Source organism: Actinophytocola oryzae, from assembly GCF_004364325.1.
GTDB lineage: Bacteria > Actinomycetota > Actinomycetes > Mycobacteriales > Pseudonocardiaceae > Actinophytocola > Actinophytocola oryzae.
Genome location: NZ_SOCP01000022.1, coordinates 122627 through 147051 on the forward strand (window position 1 = coordinate 122627; position 24425 = coordinate 147051).

The window sequence follows — 24425 nt, forward strand, 5'->3', positions numbered from 1 at the left end:
CCGCCGACAACCTCGGGCAAGCTGTAGGCATGGGGCTTGACGACGATCCGTTCGACTGGCGGGCAACCAAGGACGGCCAGGTGCTCGTCTCCAGAGGAGGCCGGGTCGTCACCACCGTGCGTGGCGGAGCCGCGGCCAAGCTCCTCGGCCGCCTCCGGACCGCTGACGACCACGCCACCCAACAGCTCCTCGCCCGCGCGACCGGTCACTACAAACACGGCAACGAGCGTCATGGTTAGGTGGACCGAGGCCCCCGACGAGTACACCCACGACCTCGCCGACCCCAACGACGACGACTTCGACGTCGACCACCCGGCACGGCGCCGCCGAAGCAGGACGGTCACGTTCCTGCTGGTACTCGCCGCCCTCGTGTTCCTCGCCTACGGCGTGGCCCGCGTACTCAGCGTCGACGACCTCGTCGACAACGCCCTGCTCGTCGACGCCATGGCACTCACCCCCTACGTCGTCGCGGGCAGCCTCCTCCTCGCGCTCGTCAGCCTGGTGCTCCGCCGCCTCCTGGCACTCGTCGTTCTCGTACTCGCACTCTCGCTCAGCGCCCTGCTCGGCCCCCGCTACTTCTCCGAGGAACAGCCCGAGGCCACCGGCCCCCACCTGCGGATCATGGCCGCCAACCTCTACCTCGGACACGCCGACGCCCGGACCATCGTCAACCTCGTTCGGCAGCAACAGGTCGACGTGCTCACCATGCCCGAGCTGACACCGGCGGAAGTGTCCGCACTGGACAGTGCGGGCCTCTCGGAGTTGTTGCCCTACCGCGTCTTCGACGCCCGGCCCGGCGGCGATGGCAACGGGATCGCCGCGAACGTGCCGCTGCGCAGGGTGGTCCCCATGTCGGAGACCGTGCTGTCCCAACCATCCGCCCTCGTCGACCTGCCCGGGCGGGACGACGTCCAGCTGACCGCGGTACACATCCAACCGCCACTGTCCTATCAGGACGTCCGGACGTGGCGGTCCGAGCTGGCCCAGCTTCCCCGCGTCGAACCGAACGACCACATCCGAATACTCGCCGGCGACTTCAACGCCACCTTCGACCACGCCGCCTTCCGGAACATCGTCGACCGCGGTTACGCCGACGCCGCCGAGGAGACCGGCAAGGGACTCGACACCACCTGGTCGTCCCTGCCCACCGGACCCCCACTGACGATCGACCACATCGTCGCCGACGGCCAGTGCGCCATCAGCAGCTACGCCGTCTACGACCTGCCGGGCAGCGACCACAACGCGATCATCGCCGAGGTGGTCCTGCCCTGACGCGTCACTTGCGCAGCGGACCCGGGTACAGGTACTCGTCCGCGGGCTGGGTGTCGTCGTGGAACCAGGCCTTGAAGAAACCCGACAGGTCCTTGCCCGCGATCTGCTGGGTGAACTGCTCGAACTCCGGCCACGACGCGTTGCTGTCCTTGTGCTTCGCGGGCCATTCCTTCAGGACCCGGTCGAACGCTTCGTCACCGATCAGCCTGCGCAGCGCGTGCAACGCGAGCGGCCCCTTCTCGTACACGGCCGTGAACTCGTTGCCGGGCCCCATGTCGTAGAGTTTTCCCGACCACAGGCGGTCCGTGCCCCGCGCCACCTCCTTGCGGTACTCGTCGTCGAGGTTCGCGCCGTTCTTCGCCTCGTCCCACAGCCAGGACGCGTAGCTGGCGAAGCACTCGTTCAGGCAGATGTCCTTCCACCCGTCCACCGACACCGAGTCGCCGTACCACTGGTGCGCGTTCTCGTGCACCACCACCGACTCCTCGGCCCACGACGCGTAGATCGGGCGGGTCTGGGTCTCCAGTGAGAAGCCGATGTTCTCGTTGACGTAGATGCCGCCCGCCGCGGACTGGGGGTACGGGCCGAACTTCGACGCGAGGAAGTCCAGGATCTCCGGCAGCCGCGCCTCGATCGACTGCTTGTCCTCCGTGCCCGGCGCGTACGCGCTCACCACCGGCGTCCCGTCGGACAGCGTGGAGCGGTCGAACGTCCACTTGTCGATGCCGACAGTCGTCAGGTAGGTCGCGATCCGGCTCGGCTCGTTCCAGTGGTAGGTGGTCCAGCCGTCGCCGCCTTCGGTCGGGGCCGAGTCGACGCCGTTCGAGATCACGCTCCAGCCGTCCGGCACCCGCGCGTCCAACTTGAACGTCGCCTTGTCCTTCGGGGTGTCGTTCGCCGGGTACCAGCTCGTGGCCGAGTGCGGCTCGCCTGCCGCGAACGCGCCGCCGGAGGACGACAGCTGCCAGCCGTTCTCGCCGAGCGTGCCCTCCTCGGCCGCCTCCGGCACACCCGAGTACTTCACCCGCGTCTCGAACGTCGCGCCGGACGCCACCGGGGTGGGCGGGGTGATCACCAGCTCGTGGTCGCCGGATCGGGTGAACTTCGCGTCGGCTGAGCCGACGGTGACGGACTGGACGTCCAGGCCCTGCAGGTCGAGGTTGAACGTCGACAGGTCCTCGGCCGCCTTCGAGGTCACGAGGGTGTCACCCGTCAGCTCGTGCGAGGCCGGGTCGTAGCTGATCTGCACGTGGTAGGCGGTCACGTCGTACCCGCCGTTGCCGTCCTTCGGGTAGTACGGGTCGCCCGCGCTGTCCGAGGACGCCTCACCGTTCGCCGAAGGCTCGTCGCTGGTCGGACCGCCTTCCTGGCTCCGGGACCGCGACACGGAACACGAGCTGAGGCTGACGGCAACCAGCGTGAGGCAGACAGCGCGCACGGCCGTGCGGTTACGCATGATCAACAGCTCCCAACTCTCGCCTGCCTGGACATCATGGCCGACCAGGTGTGATGAGCGGGTTGGTTACGTGTATCAAATCCATTGTGGTCGAGTTCGGCGGGCAAGGCCCGGGCATCCTGTTGCTGCACGGCCTCATGGGGCGCGCCACGACCTGGTGGCCCACCGCTCGGTGGCTGACGGCCTACGGCCGGGTCGTCGGCATCGACGCGCGTGGCCACGGCCGCAGCCCACACCGAGGTGGGGGCTGGCGCACGGAGGACTTCGTCGAGGACGCGGCGGCGGTGCTGGCCGAGATCGGCCCGTCGGTCGTCATCGGCCACTCGATGGGCGGCCTGCACGCCTGGTGCCTCGCGGCGACCCATCCCGACCTCGTCCGGGCCGTCGTCGTCGAGGACATCGCCCCGGACCAGCGTGGGAAGACCGTCGACCCCTGGAAGCCGCACTTCGAGTCGTGGCCGGTCCCGTTCGAGTCGCTCGCGCACATCAGGGACTACTTCGGCCCGCTCGGCGACTACTTCACCGAGTGCTTCGAGGAGCGGGAGGACGGCTACCACCTGATCGCCGACCTCGAGGACCTGTACGAGATCGCGAACGAGTGGGGGCGCCGCGACTTCTGGCCGTTCGTCGAGCGCATCCGCTGCCCCATGCTCGCCATCGAGGCGGAGCACAGCGCGATGCCGCCCGGTCAGATGGCCGACCTGCCCCGTCGTGCGGGCGGTCCCGTGCACCACCTGGTGGTCGCCGGTGCCGGACACGTCGTGCACCACGACGCCCCGGCCGTCTACCGGGGCGCGGTCGAGGCGTTCCTGTCGGAGGTCCTCGGCCGTTAGCGGCGGCGGTGGCGCAGCGAGCGCGGCAGGTCGACCGGCGACGGCTGCTCCGGCGGCGGCGTCTCGCGGTAGCCGGGGATGTTCGGCTGCGACGGGTTGTTGCGAACCATGAACGAACCGCCGAACTCGTCCTCCTCCTCGACCGGCTCCGGCCTGCGCCGCGCCACCGGCGGCGGACCCGGCGCGGCCTCGGGCGCGACGGCCCCGGTTGCCGCGTCCGACATGGCCGCGTACCGGGCGAAAAGGGCGCGCCCGGCCACCGTCAGCGTCTCCGACCTGCGCAGCTCCTCGATGAGCGTGTCGCGCACCTGCCGCAGCTCTTCGCTACTCATGTCCCCTCCAGATCGCGCAGGACGTCCTTCTCGCCCGTCAGGCTGTCGACGACCGCGATCTCGGTGATTCTCGCCTTCAGCGACCCTACCGGGTACAGGGCCGCGAAGCCCGCGATCACGTCGGCGGGCTCGAGGTTCTGCGCGAGCACGCAGTGCGGGACCCAGGAGCCGGGCAGGTAGTACGCGGCGGGTTGCCTGACCCGCTTGGCCAACACGTCGTGGACCGCGGAGTGCACGGCGAGCAGCTCGGTGTCCACGACCGCCGTCAGCACGAGGGCGCCGTCGAGCGCGGCGAGCGTCGACAGCCACAGCCCGGGGATCGACAGCAGCCGCAGGTCCTCGCGCAGCAGGTCTCGGGTGGCGGCGGGGATCGTCCTGGCCGCCGCGAACGTCACGTGCGGGCGCCCTCGCACGGGGGCCGCGACGCCGGCTTCGGTGAGCCGGCGCCACAACCCGCGCACGGCGTTGTCCGCCTCCGCGTCCAGGAAGAGCTCCAGCGTCTGCGCCATGGACGCAGAGTGCCAGGTGTCAGGCGAGAAGGTCCTGCCAGGTCGGGATGTCGATGACGCGGTCGGGGGCGAACCGCAGCCCCCGCGCGGCGATCAGGACCTGCGCGGCACGTGCGACCTCGCCGGTGTCACCCGCGCGGACCGTGCGGACCAGCAGCGGCCACGTGGTCACGCCCGCGAAGCCGCTCTCGTCGACCGACCGGCCCGCGTAGCACGGCTGGCAGGTGACCCCGTTGGCCTCGGCGAGCCGACGCACCGCGGCGAAGGTCGACGCCCCGAACGTCCCGTCGGCCTGGAGCTCGAAGCCGTGTGCCCGCAGAAGGTGTTGCAGCGCCTGGACTTTCTCGTTGCGCGCGCCGGTCTTCAGCAGTGGCCACGAGCGCGTCGCCTCTGGTGCGGGCACACCCATCGCCGCCGCGACGGCTTCCCTCAGCTCGGGCAACCGTCCATAGAGGAGCTCGCCGGGGCACTCCGTCGCGTTGAAGTCGCGGTGCCCGCGGATCTCGCTCGGCGCGATCCCGTACTGCTGCCCGATGTAGGCGACCAGCTGCACGAGCGAGTCCCAGAGCGCCTGCGGCACGTCGACCGACGTGTACAGGCCCTCGTTCTCGATGCCGATGATCTCGCTGTTGTGGTCGGCGACGTTCGCGCCCTGCACGTGGCGGGTGCCGCCGTCGAGGATCTCGACGCTGCGGTGCCTGCCCTCGGTGACGAAGCCGCCGCGGCTGTTGGTGAGCTGCTGGCCGGTGTCGATCCAGCCGCGCTCGTCCATGTGGAAGTCCTGGATCTCCCTGGAGATCTGGAAGGCGTGCTCGACTGTGTAGTCCGTGGCGTTGGTGCCCGCGGTGTGGTGCACGACGATGTAGGTGGGTTTGCGGTCCAGTACGTCGATGGTGCCGTTGGCGGCGCGGGCACCCCACTCGGTACACGTGTAGATGCGCGGCCTGGCGACGGCCCTGGCCTCGCCGACCGCGACGGGGGTCGCGGCTGCGCCAAGCGCGCTCATTGCGGTCACGGTGAAGCCGCCCCGGAAAAGGTCGCGGCGCGATACGGCCATCTCGATCTCCCTCGACGTGGGGCCTTGCGACCCAGATCGTTGACACGCGTTTCCGACGCTAGTCGGCGCGGTCACCGCCGGGCAAGAGTTCCCCAATTGCCATTGAATTCGGTTACTGATCACCCGGTAACGCGAACAGGCCGTCGGTGGTCTGTTCGACCAGACCGTCGACCAGCAACGAGTCGAGGCATCGCTCACGCTGGCCCGCTTCGGACCACACGACGTCGAGCCGCGACTTGGGGACGGGAGAAGACGTGTCACGCAGGACGTCGAGAAGGAGACCGCGTACCTGGCGGTCGGTCCCGGCGAACTTCTGCACCGGTTTGACGGGACCGGTGTAGGCGGGGCGCCCGTTCTGCTGCCAGGCGCAGTCGTCGAACACCGGGCAGTCGGCACACCGGGGGTTGCGTGCGGTGCACACCGTCGCGCCCAACTCCATCAGCGCCGCCGACATCTGTGCGGCCAGCTCGTCGTCGGCGGGCAGCAGGGCGTCGGCATCCGCGAGGTCCCGCGTGGTGGAGGCGGGGCCGGAGTCCCCGGCGCCGTGCACGGACCTGGCGATGACCCGCCGGACGTTCGTGTCGACCACGGGACAGCGTTTGCGGTAGGCGAACGCGGCGACGGCTCGGGCGGTGTACGCGCCGATCCCGGGCAGCGCGAGCAACGTGTCGACGTCGGACGGCACCACGTCATTGTGCGTGATCGCGATCGCCGCCGCAGCGTCACGCAGACGCAGCGCGCGCCGCGGGTAACCCAGCTTGCCCCACGCCCGCAGCACGTCGGCGGGTGACGCGGCGGCCAGCGCGGACGGCACGGGCCAGCGCGCCATCCACTCGTGCCACGAGGGTTCGACGCGGGCGACCGGCGTCTGCTGCAGCATGATCTCGCTGACCAGCACACCCCAGGCCGATGTGCCCGGCTCCCGCCACGGCAGGGGCCGAGCCCGCTTCGCGAACCACTCGGTCAACACCCGGGCATCAGGACTCATCGCCGCCCGATGTTAGCGGGGTGCGGCTACTCGACCTCGGTCAGCTCGGCTGTCCGCACGTCGTAGACGAAGCCGCGCACGTCGCCCCGGTGCGGCACGAAAGGGCTGCGCCGCACGCGTTCCACCGACTGGCGCACGCTGTCCTCGACCACGCGGAACGCCTCGATCGCCCACGTCGGGCGCAGCTTCGTCTCGCGCTCCAGCTCGTCCTTGAACTCGTCCTCGGTGATCAGCGACAGGCCGCACGACGTGTGCTGCATGACGATGACCTCGCGGGTCTCGAGCTTGCGCTGGCTGATCGCGAGCGAGCGGATCACGTCGTCGGTGACGACACCGCCCGCGTTGCGCATGATGTGCGCCTCCCCGTGCCCGAGGCCGAACACGTCGAACACCTTGATCCTGGCGTCCATGCACGTGACCACGGCCAGGTGCAGCGAAGGGACCGGCGTGGGCACCTCGGGCGCACCGTGGTCCACGCCGGTGGCGTGCCGGTGCAGCAGCTTGTCGATAGCGGTCATGGGCAGCTCCCGTGTCGTTGCAATGCTGCGGTGGACCACTGGCATCCCGCTCGGATCCTATTGGATCAAGATCACGTGCGCGCGGGCAAGTCGTTGTGCGAAACACCACGCTGCGTGGCCGCTACCAGCGGAAATATCGCCCGATCGGGGCTGTCGTAGATCCACGCGGACGCCGTGGGACGGGTCTACCGTCTTCGCATGGTCGAGCCGAACGGTCCCCTGCCGCAGTCGGTCTACTGGCGACGCCGCGCGTTGGCGGCCGTCGTATCGGTGCTCGCGATGGTGCTGCTGGCGTGGCTCATCGGCGGTCTCGTCGAGGCGGACGACCAGCACCCGGTGCGGGGCACGGCGGGCGGGACGGACCTGGGCGACGGGACGACCGGCAAGCAGACGCCGTCCACCTCCGCGTCGGCGCCGTCGTCGAGTCCCGGCCCCGCGAGCCCGAGCGGTTCGACCACGGCGAGTCCTCCCGCCCCGACCTCCGCCGCCGCCCCGCCACCCGGACCGCCCGGTCCGTGCGCGGACACGGCGACGAGGGTGGCGGCGACCCCGGACGTGCCGTCGTACCCGGTGGGGGCCCGGCCGCTGCTGCGGCTGGTGGTCACGAACGTCGGCCCGGTGCCGTGTGTCCGCGACCTGAGCCGCCAGCTGCGCGAGATCCTGGTCCTCGGTGCCGACGGGGCCCGGCTGTGGTCGAGCAACGACTGCTACGCGCCGCCGGAGCAGGACGTCCGCGTGCTGCCGGTGAACCAGCCGGTGGAGTTCACGGTCAACTGGGCGGGGCGGACGTCCGCGCCCGGCTGTCCGCTGAACCGTGAGACCGTGCCGGCCGGGACGTACCAGGTGGTCGGCCACCTCGGGGCGCTCACGAGCCCGCCCGCCGCGCTGACCCTGACCTGAGCCGTTACGGGCCGAACCAGCGTTCCTCCGTCGTGCGGGGCGGCGCCGAGGTCTCGCCGATGACCAGCTCGGTGTCCAGCGTGATGTGGCGGGGCCTGCTGTGCTCCGCGGCGCCGAGCAGCAGCTTGCCCGCCGCGCGGCCCTTCTCCAGGACCGGCTGGCGGATCGTCGTCAGCCCGACCCGTTCCGCCTCCGCGATGCCGTCGAACCCCGTCACGGTCAGGTCGTGGGGTACGCGCAGCCCCCGCTTCTTCGCCTCCTGGAGCGCACCGAGCGCCAGGATGTCCGACGTGCAGATGAGCGCCGTGACCTCGGGGTTGGCGTCCAGCAGCTGTGCGGCCGCCGCGGAGCCGCTCGTGATCGAGTGGTCGAAGCGTTCCACCACCGGCACCCGCGCCCAGTCGACGCCGACCGCCTCGAAGGACTCCGCCAGCGACATCAACCGCGCCCGCTGCACGTGGAAGTGAGCCGTCCGCTGCCGGGACACCGACGCGAAGCCGTCGTTGCGGTCCCTGGCGAGCCGCATGCACAGCACACCGATGTTCCGGTGTCCGATGTTGATCAGCCGTCCGGCCAGCTGCGCGATCGCCGCGCCGTCGTCGATGCCCACGAGGTCGACGCCCTCGACGCTGGGCTGGTCGCACACCACCGTCGGGACGGGCCGGGACAGGACCGCGGCCAGGTGCGGGTCGTCGTCCGGCACGGAGTAGACGACGAAACCGTCGACGCCGGCACTGTGCACCGCCGTGACGTCCTCACGCTCCGGGTTCACCGGCACGAGGTGCAGGCCCTGGCCCGCACCCTCGCACGCGAGGGCGAGACCCTCGAGGAACCCGAGTGCCGCCGGGTCACGGAACGCGTACGACAGGTTCTCGGTGAGCAGCAGTCCTACGGCGCCCGCCTTGCGGGTCCGCAGGGATCGGGCCACCGGGTCGGGGCCCGGATAGCCCAACCGCCGCGCGGTCTCCAGCACCCGCCTGCGCAGCTCGGGCGAGAGCTGGTCGGGTCGGTTGTAGGCGTTGGACACGGTGGTCCGGGACACGCCGAGCTCCGCGGCCAGCGACGCCAGTGTCGCGGGCCGGCGAACATGCATTGACCGCGCCATGTGCTGACCGTAACGGTTCAGAAGCACAAGCAGAAGTGTGCCGTGCCACGTCACGTTCACCACATCTGACCGAGCTTCATACCCGGTCGGGTGAACGCCGTTGGATTTTGAGTCGTATAGTCGACCAGGAGTAGTCGAAAACGGTTTCCATTACCTATAGCGTGTCATGCATAAGTAGGAGGCTCCTCATGAGAACCGCGCTTCCGGTCGCCCTCGCCGCCGTCACCCTGGCTGTCGCAGGCTGCGGCGCCGGGTCCGACGCGGCCGCGGACGGCAAGATCCCGGTCGTCGCGTCCACGAACGTGTGGGGGAGCGTCGTCGCCGCGGTCGGGGGCAGCGAGGTCAGCGTCCAGTCGCTGATCAACAACCCGTCGGCGGACCCGCATTCCTACAGCGACAAACCCGAGGACGCGACGCTGCTCACCAACGCGAAGCTCGTCCTCTACAACGGCGGCGGCTACGACGACTTCTTCGCCAAGCTCGTCACGGCGGCGGGCGCCGACGCCAGGCAGGTCGTCGCGTTCGACGGCCACGAGAACGGCGACAACGAACACGTCTGGTACGAGTTCGCGGCCGTCAGGAAGGTCGCCGACCGCGTCGCGACCGAGCTGGGCGACATCGACCCGGCACACAGGGACACCTACGCGGACAACGCGAAGGCCTTCGACGACAAGCTGGACGCGCTCGCCGCGAAGGCGGCCGCCATCCCCGACGTGAAGGTCGTCGCGACCGAGCCAGTCGCCCACTACCTCCTGGAGGCGGCGGGCATCACCGACGTCACGCCGCCCGCGTTCTCGGAGGCCGTCGAGGAGGAGACCGACCCCCCGGTCGTCGCGGTCGCGGACACCACCGACCTGATCACGAACAAGCGGGTCTCGGCGCTGGTCAACAACGCCCAGACCGAGACGAACGTCACCGACCGGCTCATCGACGCCGCGAAGTCGGCCGGCGTGCCGGTGGTCGACGTGCGTGAGACGCTGCCACAGGGTGTGACCGACTACGTTGAGTGGATGACCAAGGAAGTGGACTCGTTGGCAGGCGCGGTGTCGTGAGCGTGCCCGCGGTATCGCTGCGGGACGCGACGCTCGGTTACGGCGCCCGCGTCCTGTGGTCCGGTCTGAACCTGGACATCGAGCGCGGCGAGTTCGTCGCCGTCCTCGGCCCCAACGGCTCCGGCAAGACGAGCCTGCTCCGCGTGCTGCTGGGGCTGCAGCCGCTGTCGTCCGGCACGGCGGAGATCGTCGGCGAGCCACCCGGCCGAGGTAATCGCCGGATCGGGTACATCCCGCAGCAACGCGCCATCGACGCGCCACTGCGAGGCAGGGACCTCGTCGGCCTGGGACTCGACGGGCACCGCTGGGGGACCGGCGTGTCGCGGATCCGCGAGCGCAGGCAGAAGGTGGACCAGGCGCTGGCCGACGTCGGCGCCGAGGCGTTCGCGAAGGCCCCGGTGTCGCAGCTGTCCGGCGGCGAGCAGCAGCGGCTGCGGGTGGCGCAGGCCCTGGTCAGCGACCCCGACCTGCTGCTGTGCGACGAGCCGCTGCTGTCACTGGACCTCGCCAACCAGCGGGTGGTCAGCAACCTGATCGACAGCAGGCGCCGCAGCGCGAACACCGCCGTCATGTTCGTGACGCACGAGATCAACCCGGTGCTATCGCTGGTCGATCGTGTGCTGTACCTCGTGGACGGTCGCTTCCGGATCGGCAGGCCCGACGAGGTCATGAACTCCGAGACGCTGTCCGAGCTGTACCGCGCGAAGATCGACGTCGTGCGGGTGCGGGGACAGATCCACGTGGTCGGTGCCCAGAGCGCGGTGTGCGAGGACCAGCCTCACCACCTGCACGAGGAGCCGGCCTGAGATGGACAAGCTCTTCGACTTCGACCTGTACGGCAGGCTGCTGGCGCTGCCGTACGTGCAGGCCGCGCTGGTGGCCGCGGCCATCCTCGGCCTGCTGGCAGGGGTGCTCGGCCCGCTGATCGTCAGCCGCAACATGGCGTTCGCCGTGCACGGCACGAGCGAGCTGTCGTTCACCGGCGGTGCCGCGGCACTGCTGCTGGGTGCGGACATCGGCCATGGCGCGCTGGCCGGCGCGATCGTCGCCGCGCTGGTGCTGGGGCTTCTGTCGAGGCGCAGCTCGGACCACGACTCGGTGATCGGCGCGGTGCTGTCGTTCGGGCTCGGCGTCGGCGTGCTGCTGCTGTGGTTCTACCCCGGCCGCGCGGCGAACAAGTTCGGCCTGCTCGTGGGTCAGATCGTGGGCGTGGACTTCGCGTCGATCGCGCTGCTGTCGATCTGCGGCGTGGTGGTCATGCTGGTGCTGCTGGCGATCTACCGGCCGCTGCTGTTCGCGTCGGTCGACCCGGACGTGGCGAGGGCGCGTGGCGTGCCCGTCGGCGTCCTGTCGATGGTGTTCGCGGTGCTGGTGGGCGTCGCGACGGCGCTGGGCGTGCAGACGGTGGGCGCGTTGCTGGTGCTGGCGCTGATGATCACCCCGGCAGCCGCGGCGGCCCGGGTCACGGCGAGCCCGCTTCGCGCCACGGTGCTGGCCGTGGTCTTCGCCGAAACCGCGGCACTGGGTGGTTTCATCCTGTCCCTGGCCCCGGGCGCGCCGGTGAGCGCGTTCGTCACGGGCATCTCGTTCCTGATCTACCTGGTGTGCTGGACGCTGGGCCGGTTCAGAGGCCGCGTCGCCACGGGCCCGGCCGTGGTCCGCGGCCCGGTGGTGACCCGATGAGAGCTGCGGCGGGCCGATGACCGGCGCAAACCTGGCCATCGACCCACCACGGCGTCGCTAGGCGCCGATCGAGTCCAGCTCCGCGACGGCGTCGGCGGGCAGCACGAGGTCCTCGGCGGCCATGTTCTCCCGCAGGTGCGCGACCGACGAGGTGCCGGGGATGAGCGCGATGGCAGGCGAGTGCTGCAGCAGCCACGCGAGCGCGACCTGGTGCGGTGTCGCGTCGAGACCAGCCGCGACCTTGCTCAGGGTCTCGGACTGCAACGGTGTGAACCCACCGAGCGGGAAGTACGGCACGTAGGTGATGCCCTCGGCGGCACACCGCTCGATGAGGGCGTCGTCGCGGCGGTTGACGACGTTGTACTCGTTCTGCACGGTCACGACCGGGGCGATGCCCTGGGCCTCGGTGAGTTGCTTGTCGCTGGCCGTGCTGATGCCGAGGTGCCTGATCAGCCCCTGCTGCTGGAGTTCGGCGAGCGTCTCGAACTGCGGGGTGATCGGCGTCTCGTCGGGCCCGTCCACCGCACCGACCCGCATGTTGACGACGTCGAGGACGTCGACGCCGAGGTGTTCGAGGTTCTCGTGCACCTGCCGCCTGAGGTCCTCGGGCTCGCGCTGGTGGACCCACTCGCCGTTCGGCCCACGTCGAGCGCCGACCTTGGTGACGACGGTGAGCCCGTCGTAGGGGTGCAGGGCCTCCCTGAGCAGCTCGTTCACGACGGTCGGCCCGTAGAAGTCGGCGGTGTCGATGTGGTCGACGCCCAGCTCGACGGCGGTCCGCAACACGGCGATGGCCTCGCCACGGTCGCGCGGCGGACCGAACACGCCGGGGCCGGCGAGCTGCATGGCGCCGTAGCCCATTCGCTTGATGTCCATGGCTCCAGTTTCCGCTCGTTCCGGCGCTGGTGGGATCGTCCCCCTCTTCCTGGGACTGTCAGGGCTACCTTTACGCAGGTGGCCCCCGATCCGACCCGCATGTGGACCGAGTTCGCGGAGCACTGGCAGGTATACCTGTCGATGCCGGTGGTGGCGGCGGTGATCGGCTACCTGACGAAGCGCGCCGCGATAGAGATGATGTTCCGCCCGGTGGACTTCGTCGGCGTGCCACCGTACCTGGGCTGGCAGGGCGTGGTGCCCAGGAACTCGGAACGCATGATCGCGGTGGCGGCGGACCTGCTCACGGCGAAGCTGGTGGATCCGAGGGAGATCGTCCAGCGCCTGGACCCGGCCCGGCTGGCGGCGGAGCTGGAGCTGCCGTTGCTGTTGGCGGCGGACGAGACGACACGTGAGGTGCTGACGCGTCAGGGGCTGTGGCAGAACCTGCCGCCGCTGGGTCAGGAGCTGGTGATCAAGCGTGTGCAGGCGTCCATCCCGGACCTGGTGGCGCGGGTCATGGCGGAGCTGTCGGGGAACATAAAGGACATCCTGGACATCAAGTCGGTGGCGGTGAACGCGCTGCACCGGGACAAACGGTTGCTGCTGAAGCTGATCCGGGATATATCGCGGCCGGAGATGGCGTTCATCGCGCGGTGCGGGGTGTATTTCGGGCTGTTCCTGGGGCTGGTGCAGACGGTGGTGTGGGCGCTGACGAAGGCGCCGCTGGTGATGCCGGTCTTCGGTGCGGCGGTCGGCTGGTTCACCGACTGGCTGGCTATAAAACTGGTCTTCTTCCCGAGGGAGCGCCGGAAAGTGTTGGGCGTCCTGCCGTTGCAGGGCGTCTTCCAACGCCGCAGGGACGAGGTGGCGAAGCAGTACGCGACAGTGATCGCCCGAGAGGTGATGACGGTTCCGAACCTGGTGAACGCCATCCTGACCGGGCCGGGAGCCGAGCGTCTCCAGGCGATGGTGCGGGAGACGGTGGAGCAGGCGGTAGAGGAGCAGGCAGGTCTGGCACGTCCGTTGCTAGGCCCATCTCGGTTCACGGCACTGAAGAAGAAGGCGGCGGAGCAGGCAGTCCGCTACCTGCCGACGACCATGCTGACTGCGGAAACCTACGCCACGGAAGCGCTCGACATTCGCGACACAATAGCCACCAAAATGCGCCGCCTGTCCCGAGTGGAGTACGAGGGTCTCCTTCGTCCGGCCTTCCGGCAGGACGAGTGGAAACTCATCGCCGTAGGGGCAGCGATCGGCGCCCTTATCGGAGAGCTGCAGGTGTTGCTACTACTGCACTAGGTCCCCGGTGGCTGGGGTCAGTGCATCAGATCGGTGAGCCTCGCGTTCGTTGCTTCCACGGTGTGTAACCATCGCACATGCTCGTGACCGCGCAGGAGTGATAAGCCACAAGGGCCACGAGCCGCGTGTATGGCGCGAAGTCGCGTAACACCCGAGCACCATCAAGCGGATGGAACCCGGTCTTCGCGACCTCGGGCGAGTAACCGACATCGTGGAGCACGGCGGCCGCATACAAGTAGTTCGCTGTCAGCGTCAGTGAACAGGGGACCCGCGATGCGGCGCGGTCGGCGACCCCCTGAACGTGCGACCACCTGCGCGGAAGTTGCACCCTCAGGAGGGCCGCCGCTCGTTCACGAGCCCACGTCTCAAGGTCACCCATATAAGTAACTTTATCCTCGGACGCAGCGGTGCTGAGGCTCGTGTATCCATAGCGGGCCGCCAGTGCGCTGCGATATATAGAGAATAGTACTCACGTCATATTAATTGATTCGAGCTTCTGCCAAGCACGCTCGACATGATTGCGAGTAAATAGGCGCTTTTTCCTGGCGGTCCACGCCTGAATTTGCTCCCATGCTTCGGTAGCGTTACGTGCCTTCCCGTGAGACGCTAGCCAATGTGTGCTAGCAAGTAGTTCCATATTGTAGGGGCCTTCGTAGCCTTCAATGATCTTCATGACTGGATCGACGATCTCGGTTTTAACGTTCCGATTGCTTGAGTTCTTGTGTACATAATCGTCTGCTTCGCGAGATCCTGTATCTGTGGGTATTATCGGAATCAACTCCTGTACCCGAGAGGTGCCGTCCCCGTGGCCCTCTAGATAGCTGCCTTCCATCTCCTGAATTAGGTGGCGTGTTTGCTCACTGTATGGGCCATATTGGCCAGCTTCGAACCTAAGGTTCAAGTGAGGCATTACAATGTTCGCAAAGTAGCTAAGCTTCTGTATTTCTAAATGGGATGCACCCAACGCTGGCTCCCATGGTTCCACCGCACGTCGGTACTCCGCATATGCTTCAATCAACTTGATAATCGTAGCTCGTCCCCACGACATGCGAAGCGCTTGTGGAGCAAGCGCTCGCTTCGCGCCGGATGGGGCGAAGAGTTGGATCGCGACATCCGAAACCTGGGCAAGCTTCCTGTAGATAAGCTTGGAAACGTCATCCCAAGCCAGACCGCCGTTTCCTGCGCCAAGCGGAGGGATGGCTATCGACCTGATCTCTCGTTCCCTGATTACTCGTATGAGATCGTCGAGTCCATGGTCGATGTCATCAAGTCTTGATTTTGAGCGCCAATGATTCTTAGTTGGAAAATTGATGATATATCGAGGGCTTGTTATTGTGTGTAGCTCTACTACAAACATCTCGCCGAGCTTGACCTCTCCGGCGGTGCACGCTTTGGCGTACAATTTGAAGTTTTCGGGATAGCGGCGTTTGAACTGGAGGGCGATGCCCTTGCCCATCACTCCGACGCAATTGACAGTGTTAACCAACGCTTCCGCATCCGCGTTGAGCAGGTCGCCACGTGTTTCTGTGATCATCTGGCCAGTCCCCTCCTTAGTAATAGAAGTTTCGGTCTACAATGTAGGATATTCCATCGACGTCGCTCAAAATCTGTTTGACTCTGGCCATGGTTGTAGAATTCTTCGTTACTACATGTGAAATGTAATTCAAGGGAAGTTTATCTAATATAATAAACTCTGCTGCCGGGCGACTCTGTCGGTTCGGGTCCTGAGGCGTATTATTCCACATCTTCTGACGCATAAGCGGAAAGTCGATAAATGTGCCGATTTGATCGAGTTCGCGAGTAAATTCGACGATGTCGACTGCGGCATTCTGATCGCTCACGCACCATGTCATGGACGAGTCAACTGCATCACCGACGGCTAACCCTACGAACACCAAGGGATCGTCACCACCTTGGTAGTCCACATGCCCGGATTTCACGCGAAGTAACATCGGGGACTTTGCTGCGAAGTAAAAGGGTACGTGATCGGACACGACCCTGTTCGCCGGATAACTATCGTCCGGAGCAACTGGGATGTGAGGACGGCGTCCATTCACAGACTTCAATGCGATGCTTACTCTCGGTGTGCTCCTGGCTACGAGTGCTCCCGTTGAAGCGATGTCGACAAGGTTCTCGACATGCGTGACATGCCATACGAGCCAGTCTCGGGGGTTGTCCTGCCTGGGTAGCTCTTGACCTCGTCCTGCGAAGGACGAAGCTTGGATGTAGCGCAACCTCGTGCCTCCACTTCGTCTGTCAAGGCAGCATGACAGATGGGTACGACATTCCGCCGTTAAGTCGCTGTGAGGGCCAGCGTGAGGCATGTAGTCACGCTTGACGCGCTGTGCCCGTCGCGTTGGGGCCGTGGGCTGCATCCATCGCGGCACGGGCGGCTTCCGCTCCGCTCATGCCGCCCGGCCTGCGCGGCGCAGCCCGCGGCCATGCGCCGGTAGCGCCACCGCCGGCGGCGCGAGGGATCACAGAGCCACGGGGCAGCTCCCTCGGCCTTTGGGGAGCGGCGAGAGTCGACGAGAAACGTCGAGTAACGTTCACGCAGGTCAGTGGCATGATCGCGGCCCGGCTCCGAGATGGGCCCGGACCGTCCGTCAGAACTGGTAGTACAGGAACGGGCTGAAGGTGCCCGTGGCTACGAGGATCGCGGCGTAGAGGAGGCCTGCGGTCATGATGGTTGTACGTAGGACGGTGGCTGGTTTGCTTCGGGATGACTCCAGCAGCGGTCCCGTCACCGGGTGGGCCGGTAGGAACACGATGGCCAGCGCGCACAGCAGGATCACCAGGCGTTGGTTGGTGAACGCCTCGCTCACGATGTCCGTCAACCCGGTGAAGTCGGGCAGCAGCATGTTGCCGATCATCGTCAGGGCCTGGGGTAAGTCCGCCGAGCGGAAGAAGACCCAGCCCACCACCACCAGCAACAGGGTCAACGCACGGCGGGCGACAGCACGGCCACGCGACGACGGCGCCCCATCCAGGTGGAAGCCACGCTCGATGATCAGCAGGGCACCGTGGTACAGGCCCCACACCAGGTACGTCCAGTTCGCCCCGTGCCAGAAGCCCGTCAGCACGAAGATGATCAGCAGGTTCCGGTACGTCTTCGCCGCGCCGTGGCGGTTGCCGCCCAGTGGGATGTAGACGTAGTCGCGAAACCACCGGGACAGCGACATGTGCCACCGCCGCCAGAACTCCGTCACCGTCACCGACGAGTACGGGCGCGCGAAGTTCTCCGGCAACCGGAACCCCAGCATCCGGCCCAGGCCGATCGCCATGTCCGAGTAGCCCGAGAAGTCGAAGTACAGCTGCAGCGTGTACGTCAACGCCCCCAACCAGGCGATCGCGAACGTCATGCGGTCGCCGGGCGTCGCGAAGCAGGCCTCCACCAGTGGGTTCAGCGAGTCCGCGATGATGACCTTCTTGCACAGCCCCAGCGCGAAACGAGGGAAACCCGCCGCTATGTCATCCGTGCGGTGGGTCCGTTCCTGCGGCAGCTGGTCCGCGATCTCCCGGTACCGCACGATCGGACCCGCCACCAGCTGCGGGAACATCGAGATATACGTGACGAACGAGACCGGGTTCCGCAGTGCGGGCCGCTCGCCCCGGTAGATGTCCACCACGTACGAGATGTTGTGGAACGTGTAGAAGGAGATGCCGATCGGCAGCAGCAGGTGGGTGATCGGGAAGTCGCCGCCGAACAGCTGTGCCAGGCCGTTCAGCTGCTCGGTGAGGAAGCCCAGGTACTTCCACACCACGAGCGAGCCCACGTCGACGCAGATCACCGTGATCAGCAGGACCCGCTTGCGCCGCGCCGCCAGTGCCCACTCGTCCGGTTCCAGCCACTGGCCGATGACGTAGTTGACCGCGATCGTGACCAGCAGCAACAGCGTGGTCGGACCGGCACCCACGGCGTAGAAGATCAGGGAGGCGACCGCGATGATGCCGTTCCGCCAGTGCCGGGGGGCAGCGAGGATCGCGCCGAGTACCAGGGGCAGGAACACCCACAGGAACAACGGGCTGGCGAACGACAAGCTGACCTCCCCGCGAACGACCCGCCTACGTGCGGCCGGCCACCCGCCTGCGCCTCGACACCTCCGCCAGTACCACGCCCGCGGCCACCGAAGCGTTCAACGACTCCACCCCGGCCGACATCGGGATCGACACCGTCTCGTCGCACGTCTCCCGGATGAGCCTCGACAGGCCCCGGCCCTCCGAACCGACGACCACCACCAGCGGGTCCGTTGCCAGGGACAGGTCATCCAGCGCGACCGAGCCGTCCGCGTCCAGGCCCACGATCATCAGGCCCTCCGCCGCGTACTGACGCAGCGCACGGGTCAGGTTCGTCGCGATGGCCACCGGGATCTTCGCCGCGGTGCCTGCCGACGTCCGCCACGCCACCGCCGTGATGCTGGCCGACCGGCGCTGTGGTAGCAGCACACCGTTGGCGCCGAAGGCCGCGGCCGAACGGATGACCGCGCCCAGGTTGCGGGGGTCCGTCACGCCGTCGAGCGCTACCAGCAGCGGCGGCTCCGTCGAGTCCTTCGCCGCCGCCAGCAGGTCGTCCGGGTGTGCGTAGTCGAACGGGGGCATCTGCAGCGCCAGCCCCTGGTGCAGCGCGCCGCCGGTCAGCCGGTCCAGCTCCGGCTTGCTCACCTCGAGCACCGAGATGCCCCGGTCCGCGGCCAGCCGCACGGCCTCCGTCACGCGCTCGTCGGCGTCCACGCCCAGCTGCACGTACAGCGCCGTCGTCGGGACCGCCGCCCGCAGGCACTCCACCACCGGGTTGCGGCCCGCGACCAGCTCGGCCGTCGGCTTGTCACGCGCGGAGCGGCGTTGCTGCTGTGCCGACTTCTGCGCGGCGCGTTTCTGCGCGGGGTGTCCCGGGCGGATCGAGGCGCGTGGTGTCGGACCCTTGCCTTCCAGGCCCTTCGATTTCTGGCCGCCGGTGCCGACGACCTGCCCCTTCTTCGACCCAGGCTTGCGAATGGCGCCCTTGCGCCTGGAGTTGCCAGCCAACCTGCTCAGCCGTCCTTCAAAGTCCACTGTGGACCGCCGGGGGTGTCCTCGACGGTGATGCCCGCGGCCAGCAGGCGGTCGCGCACCGCGTCGGCGGTCGCGAAGTCACGGGCGGCGCGGGCGGCCTGCCGCTGCTCCAGCAGCTCCGACACGAGCGCGTCCAGCGCGCCGCGTGCCGCGGTGTCCACTGTGGACGCCGGCCAGGTCAGCGGGTCCAGGCCCAACACGGCCAGCTGCGCACGCACGGTGCCCGCCGCGCTCAACGCCGCCGCGTCTTCGTCGCTGTCCAGCGCGGTGAAGCCCTGCCGCACGGTGTTGTGCACCACCGCGACCGCCGCGGGGGTGCCGAGGTCGTCGTCCAGTGCGGCGGTGAACTCGGGGCCGACCGAGCCGATCGGCACCTCGCCGATCCTCGCGCCGACGCGCTGCACGAACGACTCGAGGCGCTGGTACGCGCGCACCGACTCGTCGAGCGCCGCCGTCGAGAACTCGATGACCGAGCGGTAGTGCGGCGCCACCAGGTAGTACCGCAGCTCCTGCGCCCGGTACCGCTCCAGCATCGACGGGATCGACACCACGTTCCCGAGCGACTTCGACATCTTCTCGCCGGCCATCCCGACCAGCCCGTTGTGCATCCACAGGCGCGCGAACGGGTCGCCCGCGGCCCGCGACTGCGCCAGCTCGTTCTCGTGGTGCGGGAACACCAGGTCGTGCCCGCCGCCGTGGATGTCGAACTCCGCGCCGAGGTAGGTCAGCGCCATGGCCGAGCACTCCAGGTGCCAGCCCGGCCTGCCGGGGCCCCACGGGGTCGGCCACGACGGCTCGCCCGGCCGTGCGCCCTTCCACAGCGTGAAGTCCCTCGGGTCGCGCTTGCCCTCTGCCGCCGACTCGCCCTGCTGCACCTCTTCGAGCCTCTGCCCGGACAGCTCGCCGTAGGACGGCCACGAGCGCACGTCGAAGTACACGTCACCGGCCGCCGCGTACGCGTGGCCGCCGTCGACGAGCCGTTGCATCAGCTCGACCATCTGCGTGACGTGCCCGGTCGCGCGGGGCGCGATCGACGCGGGGCGGCAACCGAGCGCGGTGTACGCGTCGTCGAACTCGCGCTCGAACCGCGCCGACCACTGCCACCACGGCCGGCCCGCGTCGTTCGCCTTGCGCAGGATCTTGTCGTCCACGTCCGTGACGTTGCGCACGAGTGTGACGTCGAGGTCCTTGTGCTCGAGCCAGCGCCGCAGCACGTCGTAGTTCAACAGGCTGCGCACGTGCCCGATGTGCGGCGGGCCCTGCGGCGTCGGCCCACACACGTAGATCGACGCCGTTCCGCTGCGTACAGGCTGGAATTCCCGCACACTCCGGCTCGCGGTGTCGAACAGGTGGAGGCTCACGGCGTCGTCACTTTCGTGGGGAGGGGCCCGATCTGGCCTACGAGCCTAGCCGCGCGGTATCAGGCACGCGGTGGCAACCGCCGCGATGCCCTCTCCTCGACCCGTCAGCCCGAGCCCGTCCGTCGTGGTGCCGGACACCGCCACGTCCCCGCCAGCGGCCGTGGACAGCACCTTCTGCGCCTCGGCACGCCGTTTGCTGATCTTGGGGTGGTTGCCGATGACCTGCACGACCGCGTTGCCGAGCCGGTACCCGGCCGCCTCGACCCTGGTGCGTACCTCGGCGAGCAGCTCGACGCCGTGCGCACCGGACCAGCGTGGGTCGCCGGTGCCGAACACCGCGCCGAGATCACCCAGACCGGCGGCCGACAGCAGTGCGTCGCACAGCGCGTGCGCGGCGACGTCACCGTCGGAGTGACCAGCGCAGCCGTCGACGCCCTCCCACCGCAGGCCCGCGATCCAGCACTCGCGGCCTGCCTCGACGGGGTGCACGTCCGTGCCGATGCCGACCCTCACCGCGCGAGCACCGCCCCGGCCACGGTCAGGTCGAACGGGGTGGTGATGCTCATCGCGGCCACGTCGCCCGGCACGGTGTGCACGGGTATGTCGACCTTCTCCAGGACGCCGCCCGCCGCGAGTGCGCGGTGCAACACGTCGTGCGTGAAGCCCTGGGGTGACTGGACGGCCCGGAGGGCGGTGCGGTCGGGGGTGCTGAGGATGACGCCGGCCGCGTCGACGCACTTGACCGTGTCCGCCACCGGCAGCACCGGGACCACGGCCTGGTGGCCTTCGGCCAGCGCGTCGGTGACCGCGTGCACGAGAGCGGGCGGGGTGAGGGCGCGGGAGACGTCGTGCACGAGCACCGACCGGGCATCCGGGACCAGCGTGGTGGCGGCCCGCAGGGCGAGCAGGACCGACTCGGTGCGGTCCGCGCCGCCGGGCACGACCGTCACGGGCTCGAACGAGGCGAGCGCCTCGGCGACCTCCGCCACATGGTCGGCAGGGGCCGCAACGACAACATGCCGCACGCGACCCGCGTCAAGCAGGCCACGCACGGCATGTGCGATCAAAGGCAAGCCATGTAGTCGAACCATGGCCTTGGGTCCGGCTGTGCCCAGACGTTCACCCCGCCCCGCAGCGGGGACGACCGCGACCGTCACAGTGGACTCGATATCTCGTTGTTGGCAGCTGCTCAGGCGGTCAGACCGACGCCGTGGCGAGGACCTCGTCGAGGATGACCTCGGCCTTGCCCTCGTCGGTGCCTTCGGCCAGCGCGAGCTCGCTGACCAGAATCTGGCGTGCCTTGGCCAGCATGCGCTTCTCACCGGCGGACAAACCGCGATCCTTCTCGCGCCGCCAGAGGTCGCGCACCACTTCGGCAACCTTGTTCACATCGCCCGAGGCGAGCTTCTCGAGGTTGGCCTTGTACCTTCTCGACCAGTTGGTCGGCTCCTCGGTGTGAGGAGCACGCAGAACATCGAATACCCTGTTGAGGCCCTCCTGACCGACAACGTCCCGAACGCCCACGATCTCGGCGTTGTCCGCAGGGACGCGTACGGTGAGGTCACCCTGCGCGACCTTGAGAACGAGGTACTTCTTCTCCTCGCCCTTGATCACACGGGTCTCGATGGCTTCGATGAGTGCGGCACCGTGGTGCGGGTAGACGACGGTCTCTCCGACCTTGAAAACCATGTGTCCTCTGCCCCTTTCGCTGCCTCCATCTTAACACGAGCCGCGCTGGTGCCGTAATGGGCCCGAGATCGGTTACCGCAGGTCAGCGGCCAGGTGCGGGTTCAGTCGAGGGGTTGACAAAGCGGCAATGACCGTGCTTGCCGACATTTGCCGGTCAGCCGATCACCGGAGTTTTCCGATGTCCGAACGGGACGGTCGACGCACCCGGTCGACCACTCGCACGTGGTGGGGAGCGCTGCCGCTAGTCTTCGCGTGAGTCAGGGGAGCCCGAGGAAGGACCACGATGGTGAGCCGTGAGACGACCCGACCGCTGCGCAAGCTGGCGCCCGCGGTGGCCATCGGTGTCAGCGCGCTGCTCGGGATCGTGGGCTGCGGAGCCGGTCAGGTCGCCCAGACCGCGGACATGGAACCCGCGGTCAACGGCAACATGAGCCAGGTGGGCAACCTGGTCCTGCGTGACGTCATGGTCGCCTTCCCCGACAACGGCGAGTCCTACGCGGCGGGTGAGGACGCCCCGCTGCTGCTCACGATCGCCAACACCGGCGGGGACGACGACGAGCTGACCGCCGTCTCCAGCCCGGCGGGCAAGGTCGAGATCACGGGCAACGCGAGCATCCCCGCCCACTCCGCGCTCCAGGTCGTCCAGCCGAGTGACAACCCCTCGTCGTCGACCAGCGAGACCACGACGACCACGACCACCACGGGTTCGTCCACCGCGGAGACGACCGGGTCGCAGCCGCCGTCCTCGGGCAGCTCGTCGAGCACGTCCAGCGAGTCGTCGTCGGCCACCACGACAACGACCGAGGAGGCGCCGGACGTGGTCGGCACCATCAGCCTGGTGATCACCGGGCTGACCGGTGACCTGCCGTTCGGCAAGACCGTGCCGGTGACCTTCGAGTTCGCCAAGGCGGGCAAGATCACCGTGAACCTGCCCGTCGCCGCGCCCACGACGGCGCGCGCGGAGGACCGGGACAAGGACATGGTCGAGCAGAACTCCGGGACCACCGAGGACGAGTAGCAGTTCGCCCCGTTGTCGGTGCTGCCGTCTAGGTTTGCGCCGTGGTGAAGAACGCGCGAACCAAACCCGCCTACCGCTGCGCCGAGTGCGGCAACGAGTCGGCCAAGTGGTACGGCCGCTGTCCCGAGTGTCAGGCGTGGGGGACGCTCGAGGAGGTCGGCGTCCCCAAGGCCGCGCTGTCCAAGATCGTGGCGGGTGCACCCAGCTCCCCGGCTCGGCCCATCGGCGAGGTGGACGTCGAGGCGGCCAGGGCGCGGCAGACCGGCGTGTCCGAGCTGGACCGTGTGCTGGGCGGCGGGCTCGTGCCCGGTGCCGTGGTGCTCCTGGCAGGCGAGCCGGGTGTCGGCAAGTCGACCCTGTTGCTGGAGGTCGCGTACCGCTGGGCCGCGCGTGACGGCGCGTCGTCGCCGTCCCTGTACGTGACGGGCGAGGAGTCGGCCGGGCAGGTGCGGCTGCGGGCCGAGCGCACGGGCAACGTGCACGAGGCCATGTACCTGGCCGCCGAGAGCGACCTCGCCACCATCCTCGGACACGTCGACGCCGTGAACCCCGGGATGCTGGTGGTCGACTCGGTGCAGACGCTGTCGACGACCGTGGTGGAGGGCACTGCGGGCGGCGTGACACAGGTGCGGGCGGTCACGGCCGCGCTGGTGGCGCTCGCCAAGGAACGTGGGCTGCCGGTCGTGCTGGTCGGGCACGTGACCAAGGACGGCGGGATCGCCGGGCCGCGCGTGCTGGAGCACCTCGTCGACGTCGTGCTGCACTTCGAGGGAGACCGGCACTCGACGCTGCGTCTCGTGCGGGGAGTCAAGAACCGGTACGGCCCCGCCGACGAGGTGGGTTGCTTCGAGCTGGTCGACGACGGGATCCGCGGGGTGCCGGACCCGTCGGGGCTCTTCCTCAACCGGCGGGACCAGGGCGTGCCCGGGACGGCGGTGACGGTGGCCGTGGAGGGCAAGCGGCCACTGGTGGGGGAGGTGCAGGCGCTGGTGTCGCGGTCGGCGCTCGCGACCCCCCGGCGGGCGGTGTCCGGGTTGGACTCGTCCAGGGTGGCCATGGTCCTTGCGGTGCTGGAGCGCAGGGGCGGGATCCGGCTGTCGGACCAGGACGTCTTCGCGGCGACGGTCGGCGGCATGCGGATCCACGAGCCGTCCGCGGACCTGGCGCTCGCGCTCGCGGTGGCGTCCGCGGCCAGGGGACGCGCCCTGCCCGCGGACATCGTCGTGCTCGGGGAGGTCGGGCTCGCCGGGGAGGTTCGGCGCGTCCACGGGGTCAAGTCCCGGCTCGCGGAGGCAGGCCGGTTGGGGTTCACACGGGCGCTGATCCCGCCCGACTGCGAGGTGCCGGACGGGGTTCGGGCGCGGGTCTGTCCCGACCTGGGTGCCGCCCTGGACGTGCTGGAGGCGGTCGCCACCTGACGCCAGG

At 68.5% G+C, this 24425-nt stretch carries 26 protein-coding genes; 10 read left to right on the plus strand and 16 right to left on the minus strand.

Going from position 1 to position 24425, the window contains the following annotated elements; translation table 11 throughout:
- Positions 1-29 precede the first annotated feature (29 nt).
- Together CLV71_RS40065 and CLV71_RS40070 are read left to right on the plus strand one after the other, a co-directional pair.
- The gene (locus tag CLV71_RS40065; RefSeq protein WP_133908154.1) at positions 30-239 is read left to right on the plus strand and encodes a hypothetical protein; all 210 of its coding nucleotides are present in this window, start codon (positions 30-32) and stop codon (positions 237-239) included.
- A complete protein-coding gene (locus CLV71_RS40070; RefSeq protein WP_133908155.1) occupies positions 232-1272 on the plus strand; it encodes an endonuclease/exonuclease/phosphatase family protein in 1041 nt (346 codons plus the stop codon). The genes CLV71_RS40065 and CLV71_RS40070 overlap by 8 nt, the downstream gene beginning before the upstream one ends.
- A 4-nt stretch (positions 1273-1276) precedes the next feature.
- On the opposite strand, the gene CLV71_RS40075 is transcribed toward CLV71_RS40070, so the two are convergent.
- Positions 1277-2728, minus strand: coding sequence for a M1 family metallopeptidase (locus tag CLV71_RS40075; protein ID WP_133908156.1), 1452 nt, complete (start codon positions 2726-2728; stop codon positions 1277-1279).
- 53 nt (positions 2729-2781) lie between these two features.
- On the opposite strand from CLV71_RS40075, the gene CLV71_RS40080 reads away from it, so the two are divergent.
- Positions 2782-3561 (plus strand): alpha/beta fold hydrolase, encoded by a 780-nt coding sequence (locus tag CLV71_RS40080; RefSeq protein ID WP_133908157.1) that lies wholly within the window; start codon positions 2782-2784, stop codon positions 3559-3561.
- Here CLV71_RS40080 and CLV71_RS40085 read toward each other — a convergent pair.
- The 5 genes from CLV71_RS40085 to CLV71_RS40105 all read right to left on the minus strand — a co-directional run bounded on the left by CLV71_RS40085 (position 3558) and on the right by CLV71_RS40105 (position 6965).
- The gene (locus CLV71_RS40085) at positions 3558-3893 is read right to left on the minus strand and encodes a hypothetical protein (protein WP_133908158.1); all 336 of its coding nucleotides are present in this window, start codon (positions 3891-3893) and stop codon (positions 3558-3560) included. The genes CLV71_RS40080 and CLV71_RS40085 overlap by 4 nt on opposite strands.
- Entirely contained in the window at positions 3890-4402 is a 513-nt protein-coding gene (locus tag CLV71_RS40090; RefSeq protein WP_133908159.1) for a 2'-5' RNA ligase family protein, read from the minus strand. The genes CLV71_RS40085 and CLV71_RS40090 overlap by 4 nt, the downstream gene beginning before the upstream one ends.
- Before the next feature lie 19 nt (positions 4403-4421).
- Positions 4422-5408, minus strand: a complete 987-nt coding sequence (locus CLV71_RS40095) for a peptidoglycan recognition protein family protein (protein ID WP_243867238.1) — start codon at positions 5406-5408, stop codon at positions 4422-4424.
- Between the two features lie 163 nt (positions 5409-5571).
- Positions 5572-6447, minus strand: a complete 876-nt coding sequence (locus CLV71_RS40100; protein ID WP_133908161.1) for an HhH-GPD family protein — start codon at positions 6445-6447, stop codon at positions 5572-5574.
- 26 nt (positions 6448-6473) lie between these two features.
- Entirely contained in the window at positions 6474-6965 is a 492-nt protein-coding gene (locus tag CLV71_RS40105) for a beta-class carbonic anhydrase (RefSeq protein ID WP_133908162.1), read from the minus strand.
- A gap of 198 nt (positions 6966-7163) precedes the next feature.
- On the opposite strand from CLV71_RS40105, the gene CLV71_RS40110 reads away from it, so the two are divergent.
- Positions 7164-7865 (plus strand): hypothetical protein, encoded by a 702-nt coding sequence (locus CLV71_RS40110; RefSeq protein WP_133908163.1) that lies wholly within the window; start codon positions 7164-7166, stop codon positions 7863-7865.
- A gap of 4 nt (positions 7866-7869) precedes the next feature.
- Here CLV71_RS40110 and CLV71_RS40115 read toward each other — a convergent pair whose 3' ends face one another.
- Entirely contained in the window at positions 7870-8970 is a 1101-nt protein-coding gene (locus CLV71_RS40115; RefSeq protein ID WP_133908164.1) for a LacI family DNA-binding transcriptional regulator, read from the minus strand.
- 188 nt (positions 8971-9158) lie between these two features.
- On the opposite strand from CLV71_RS40115, the gene CLV71_RS40120 reads away from it, so the two are divergent.
- From CLV71_RS40120 to CLV71_RS40130, 3 genes are read left to right on the plus strand one after another with little or no spacing between them, the layout of a single operon-like run.
- Positions 9159-10022: a metal ABC transporter solute-binding protein, Zn/Mn family gene (locus CLV71_RS40120; protein ID WP_133908165.1), complete on the plus strand. Its 864-nt coding sequence runs from the start codon at positions 9159-9161 to the stop codon at positions 10020-10022.
- A gap of 2 nt (positions 10023-10024) precedes the next feature.
- Positions 10025-10828, plus strand: a complete 804-nt coding sequence (locus CLV71_RS40125) for a metal ABC transporter ATP-binding protein (RefSeq protein ID WP_243867240.1) — start codon at positions 10025-10027, stop codon at positions 10826-10828.
- Position 10829: 1 nt separating this feature from the next.
- Positions 10830-11705, plus strand: a complete 876-nt coding sequence (locus CLV71_RS40130; protein ID WP_133908167.1) for a metal ABC transporter permease — start codon at positions 10830-10832, stop codon at positions 11703-11705.
- A 57-nt stretch (positions 11706-11762) separates the two neighbouring features.
- Here the strand turns inward: CLV71_RS40130 and CLV71_RS40135 are convergent, their stop codons facing one another.
- A complete protein-coding gene (locus tag CLV71_RS40135; protein ID WP_133908168.1) occupies positions 11763-12581 on the minus strand; it encodes an oxidoreductase in 819 nt (272 codons plus the stop codon).
- Positions 12582-12680: 99 nt separating this feature from the next.
- Between CLV71_RS40135 and CLV71_RS40140 the strand changes: the two genes are divergently transcribed.
- Positions 12681-13880 carry a DUF445 domain-containing protein gene (locus CLV71_RS40140; RefSeq protein ID WP_133908239.1) on the plus strand — a complete coding sequence of 400 codons (1200 nt, stop codon included), beginning with the start codon at positions 12681-12683 and terminating at the stop codon, positions 13878-13880.
- Positions 13881-14349: 469 nt separating this feature from the next.
- Here CLV71_RS40140 and darG read toward each other — a convergent pair whose 3' ends face one another.
- The 8 genes from darG to CLV71_RS40180 all read right to left on the minus strand — a co-directional run bounded on the left by darG (position 14350) and on the right by CLV71_RS40180 (position 21982).
- Complete coding sequence (gene darG / locus CLV71_RS40145; RefSeq protein ID WP_133908169.1) at positions 14350-15414, minus strand: type II toxin-antitoxin system antitoxin DNA ADP-ribosyl glycohydrolase DarG; 1065 nt, start codon at positions 15412-15414, stop codon at positions 14350-14352.
- 16 nt (positions 15415-15430) lie between these two features.
- Positions 15431-16255 (minus strand): DUF4433 domain-containing protein, encoded by an 825-nt coding sequence (locus CLV71_RS40150; protein ID WP_341771712.1) that lies wholly within the window; start codon positions 16253-16255, stop codon positions 15431-15433.
- A gap of 231 nt (positions 16256-16486) precedes the next feature.
- On the minus strand, positions 16487-17920 hold the full coding sequence (locus tag CLV71_RS40155; RefSeq protein WP_133908171.1) for an MBOAT family O-acyltransferase: 1434 nt from the start codon (positions 17918-17920) through the stop codon (positions 16487-16489).
- A gap of 25 nt (positions 17921-17945) precedes the next feature.
- Positions 17946-18905: a 23S rRNA (guanosine(2251)-2'-O)-methyltransferase RlmB gene (rlmB, locus tag CLV71_RS40160; protein ID WP_133908172.1), complete on the minus strand. Its 960-nt coding sequence runs from the start codon at positions 18903-18905 to the stop codon at positions 17946-17948.
- A 5-nt stretch (positions 18906-18910) separates the two neighbouring features.
- A complete protein-coding gene (gene cysS, locus CLV71_RS40165; RefSeq protein WP_133908173.1) occupies positions 18911-20293 on the minus strand; it encodes a cysteine--tRNA ligase in 1383 nt (460 codons plus the stop codon).
- Positions 20294-20338: 45 nt separating this feature from the next.
- Entirely contained in the window at positions 20339-20806 is a 468-nt protein-coding gene (ispF, locus tag CLV71_RS40170) for a 2-C-methyl-D-erythritol 2,4-cyclodiphosphate synthase (protein ID WP_133908174.1), read from the minus strand.
- Positions 20803-21450 (minus strand): IspD/TarI family cytidylyltransferase, encoded by a 648-nt coding sequence (locus CLV71_RS40175; RefSeq protein WP_133908175.1) that lies wholly within the window; start codon positions 21448-21450, stop codon positions 20803-20805. Before CLV71_RS40175 ends, ispF begins: the two co-directional genes overlap by 4 nt.
- A 40-nt stretch (positions 21451-21490) precedes the next feature.
- Positions 21491-21982, minus strand: coding sequence for a CarD family transcriptional regulator (locus tag CLV71_RS40180; RefSeq protein ID WP_075129788.1), 492 nt, complete (start codon positions 21980-21982; stop codon positions 21491-21493).
- Positions 21983-22265: 283 nt separating this feature from the next.
- On the opposite strand from CLV71_RS40180, the gene CLV71_RS40185 reads away from it, so the two are divergent.
- Both CLV71_RS40185 and radA read left to right on the plus strand, forming a co-directional pair.
- Positions 22266-23000, plus strand: a complete 735-nt coding sequence (locus CLV71_RS40185) for a copper chaperone PCu(A)C (RefSeq protein ID WP_133908176.1) — start codon at positions 22266-22268, stop codon at positions 22998-23000.
- A 41-nt stretch (positions 23001-23041) separates the two neighbouring features.
- A complete protein-coding gene (gene radA, locus CLV71_RS40190; protein WP_133908177.1) occupies positions 23042-24418 on the plus strand; it encodes a DNA repair protein RadA in 1377 nt (458 codons plus the stop codon).
- Positions 24419-24425 lie beyond the last annotated feature (7 nt).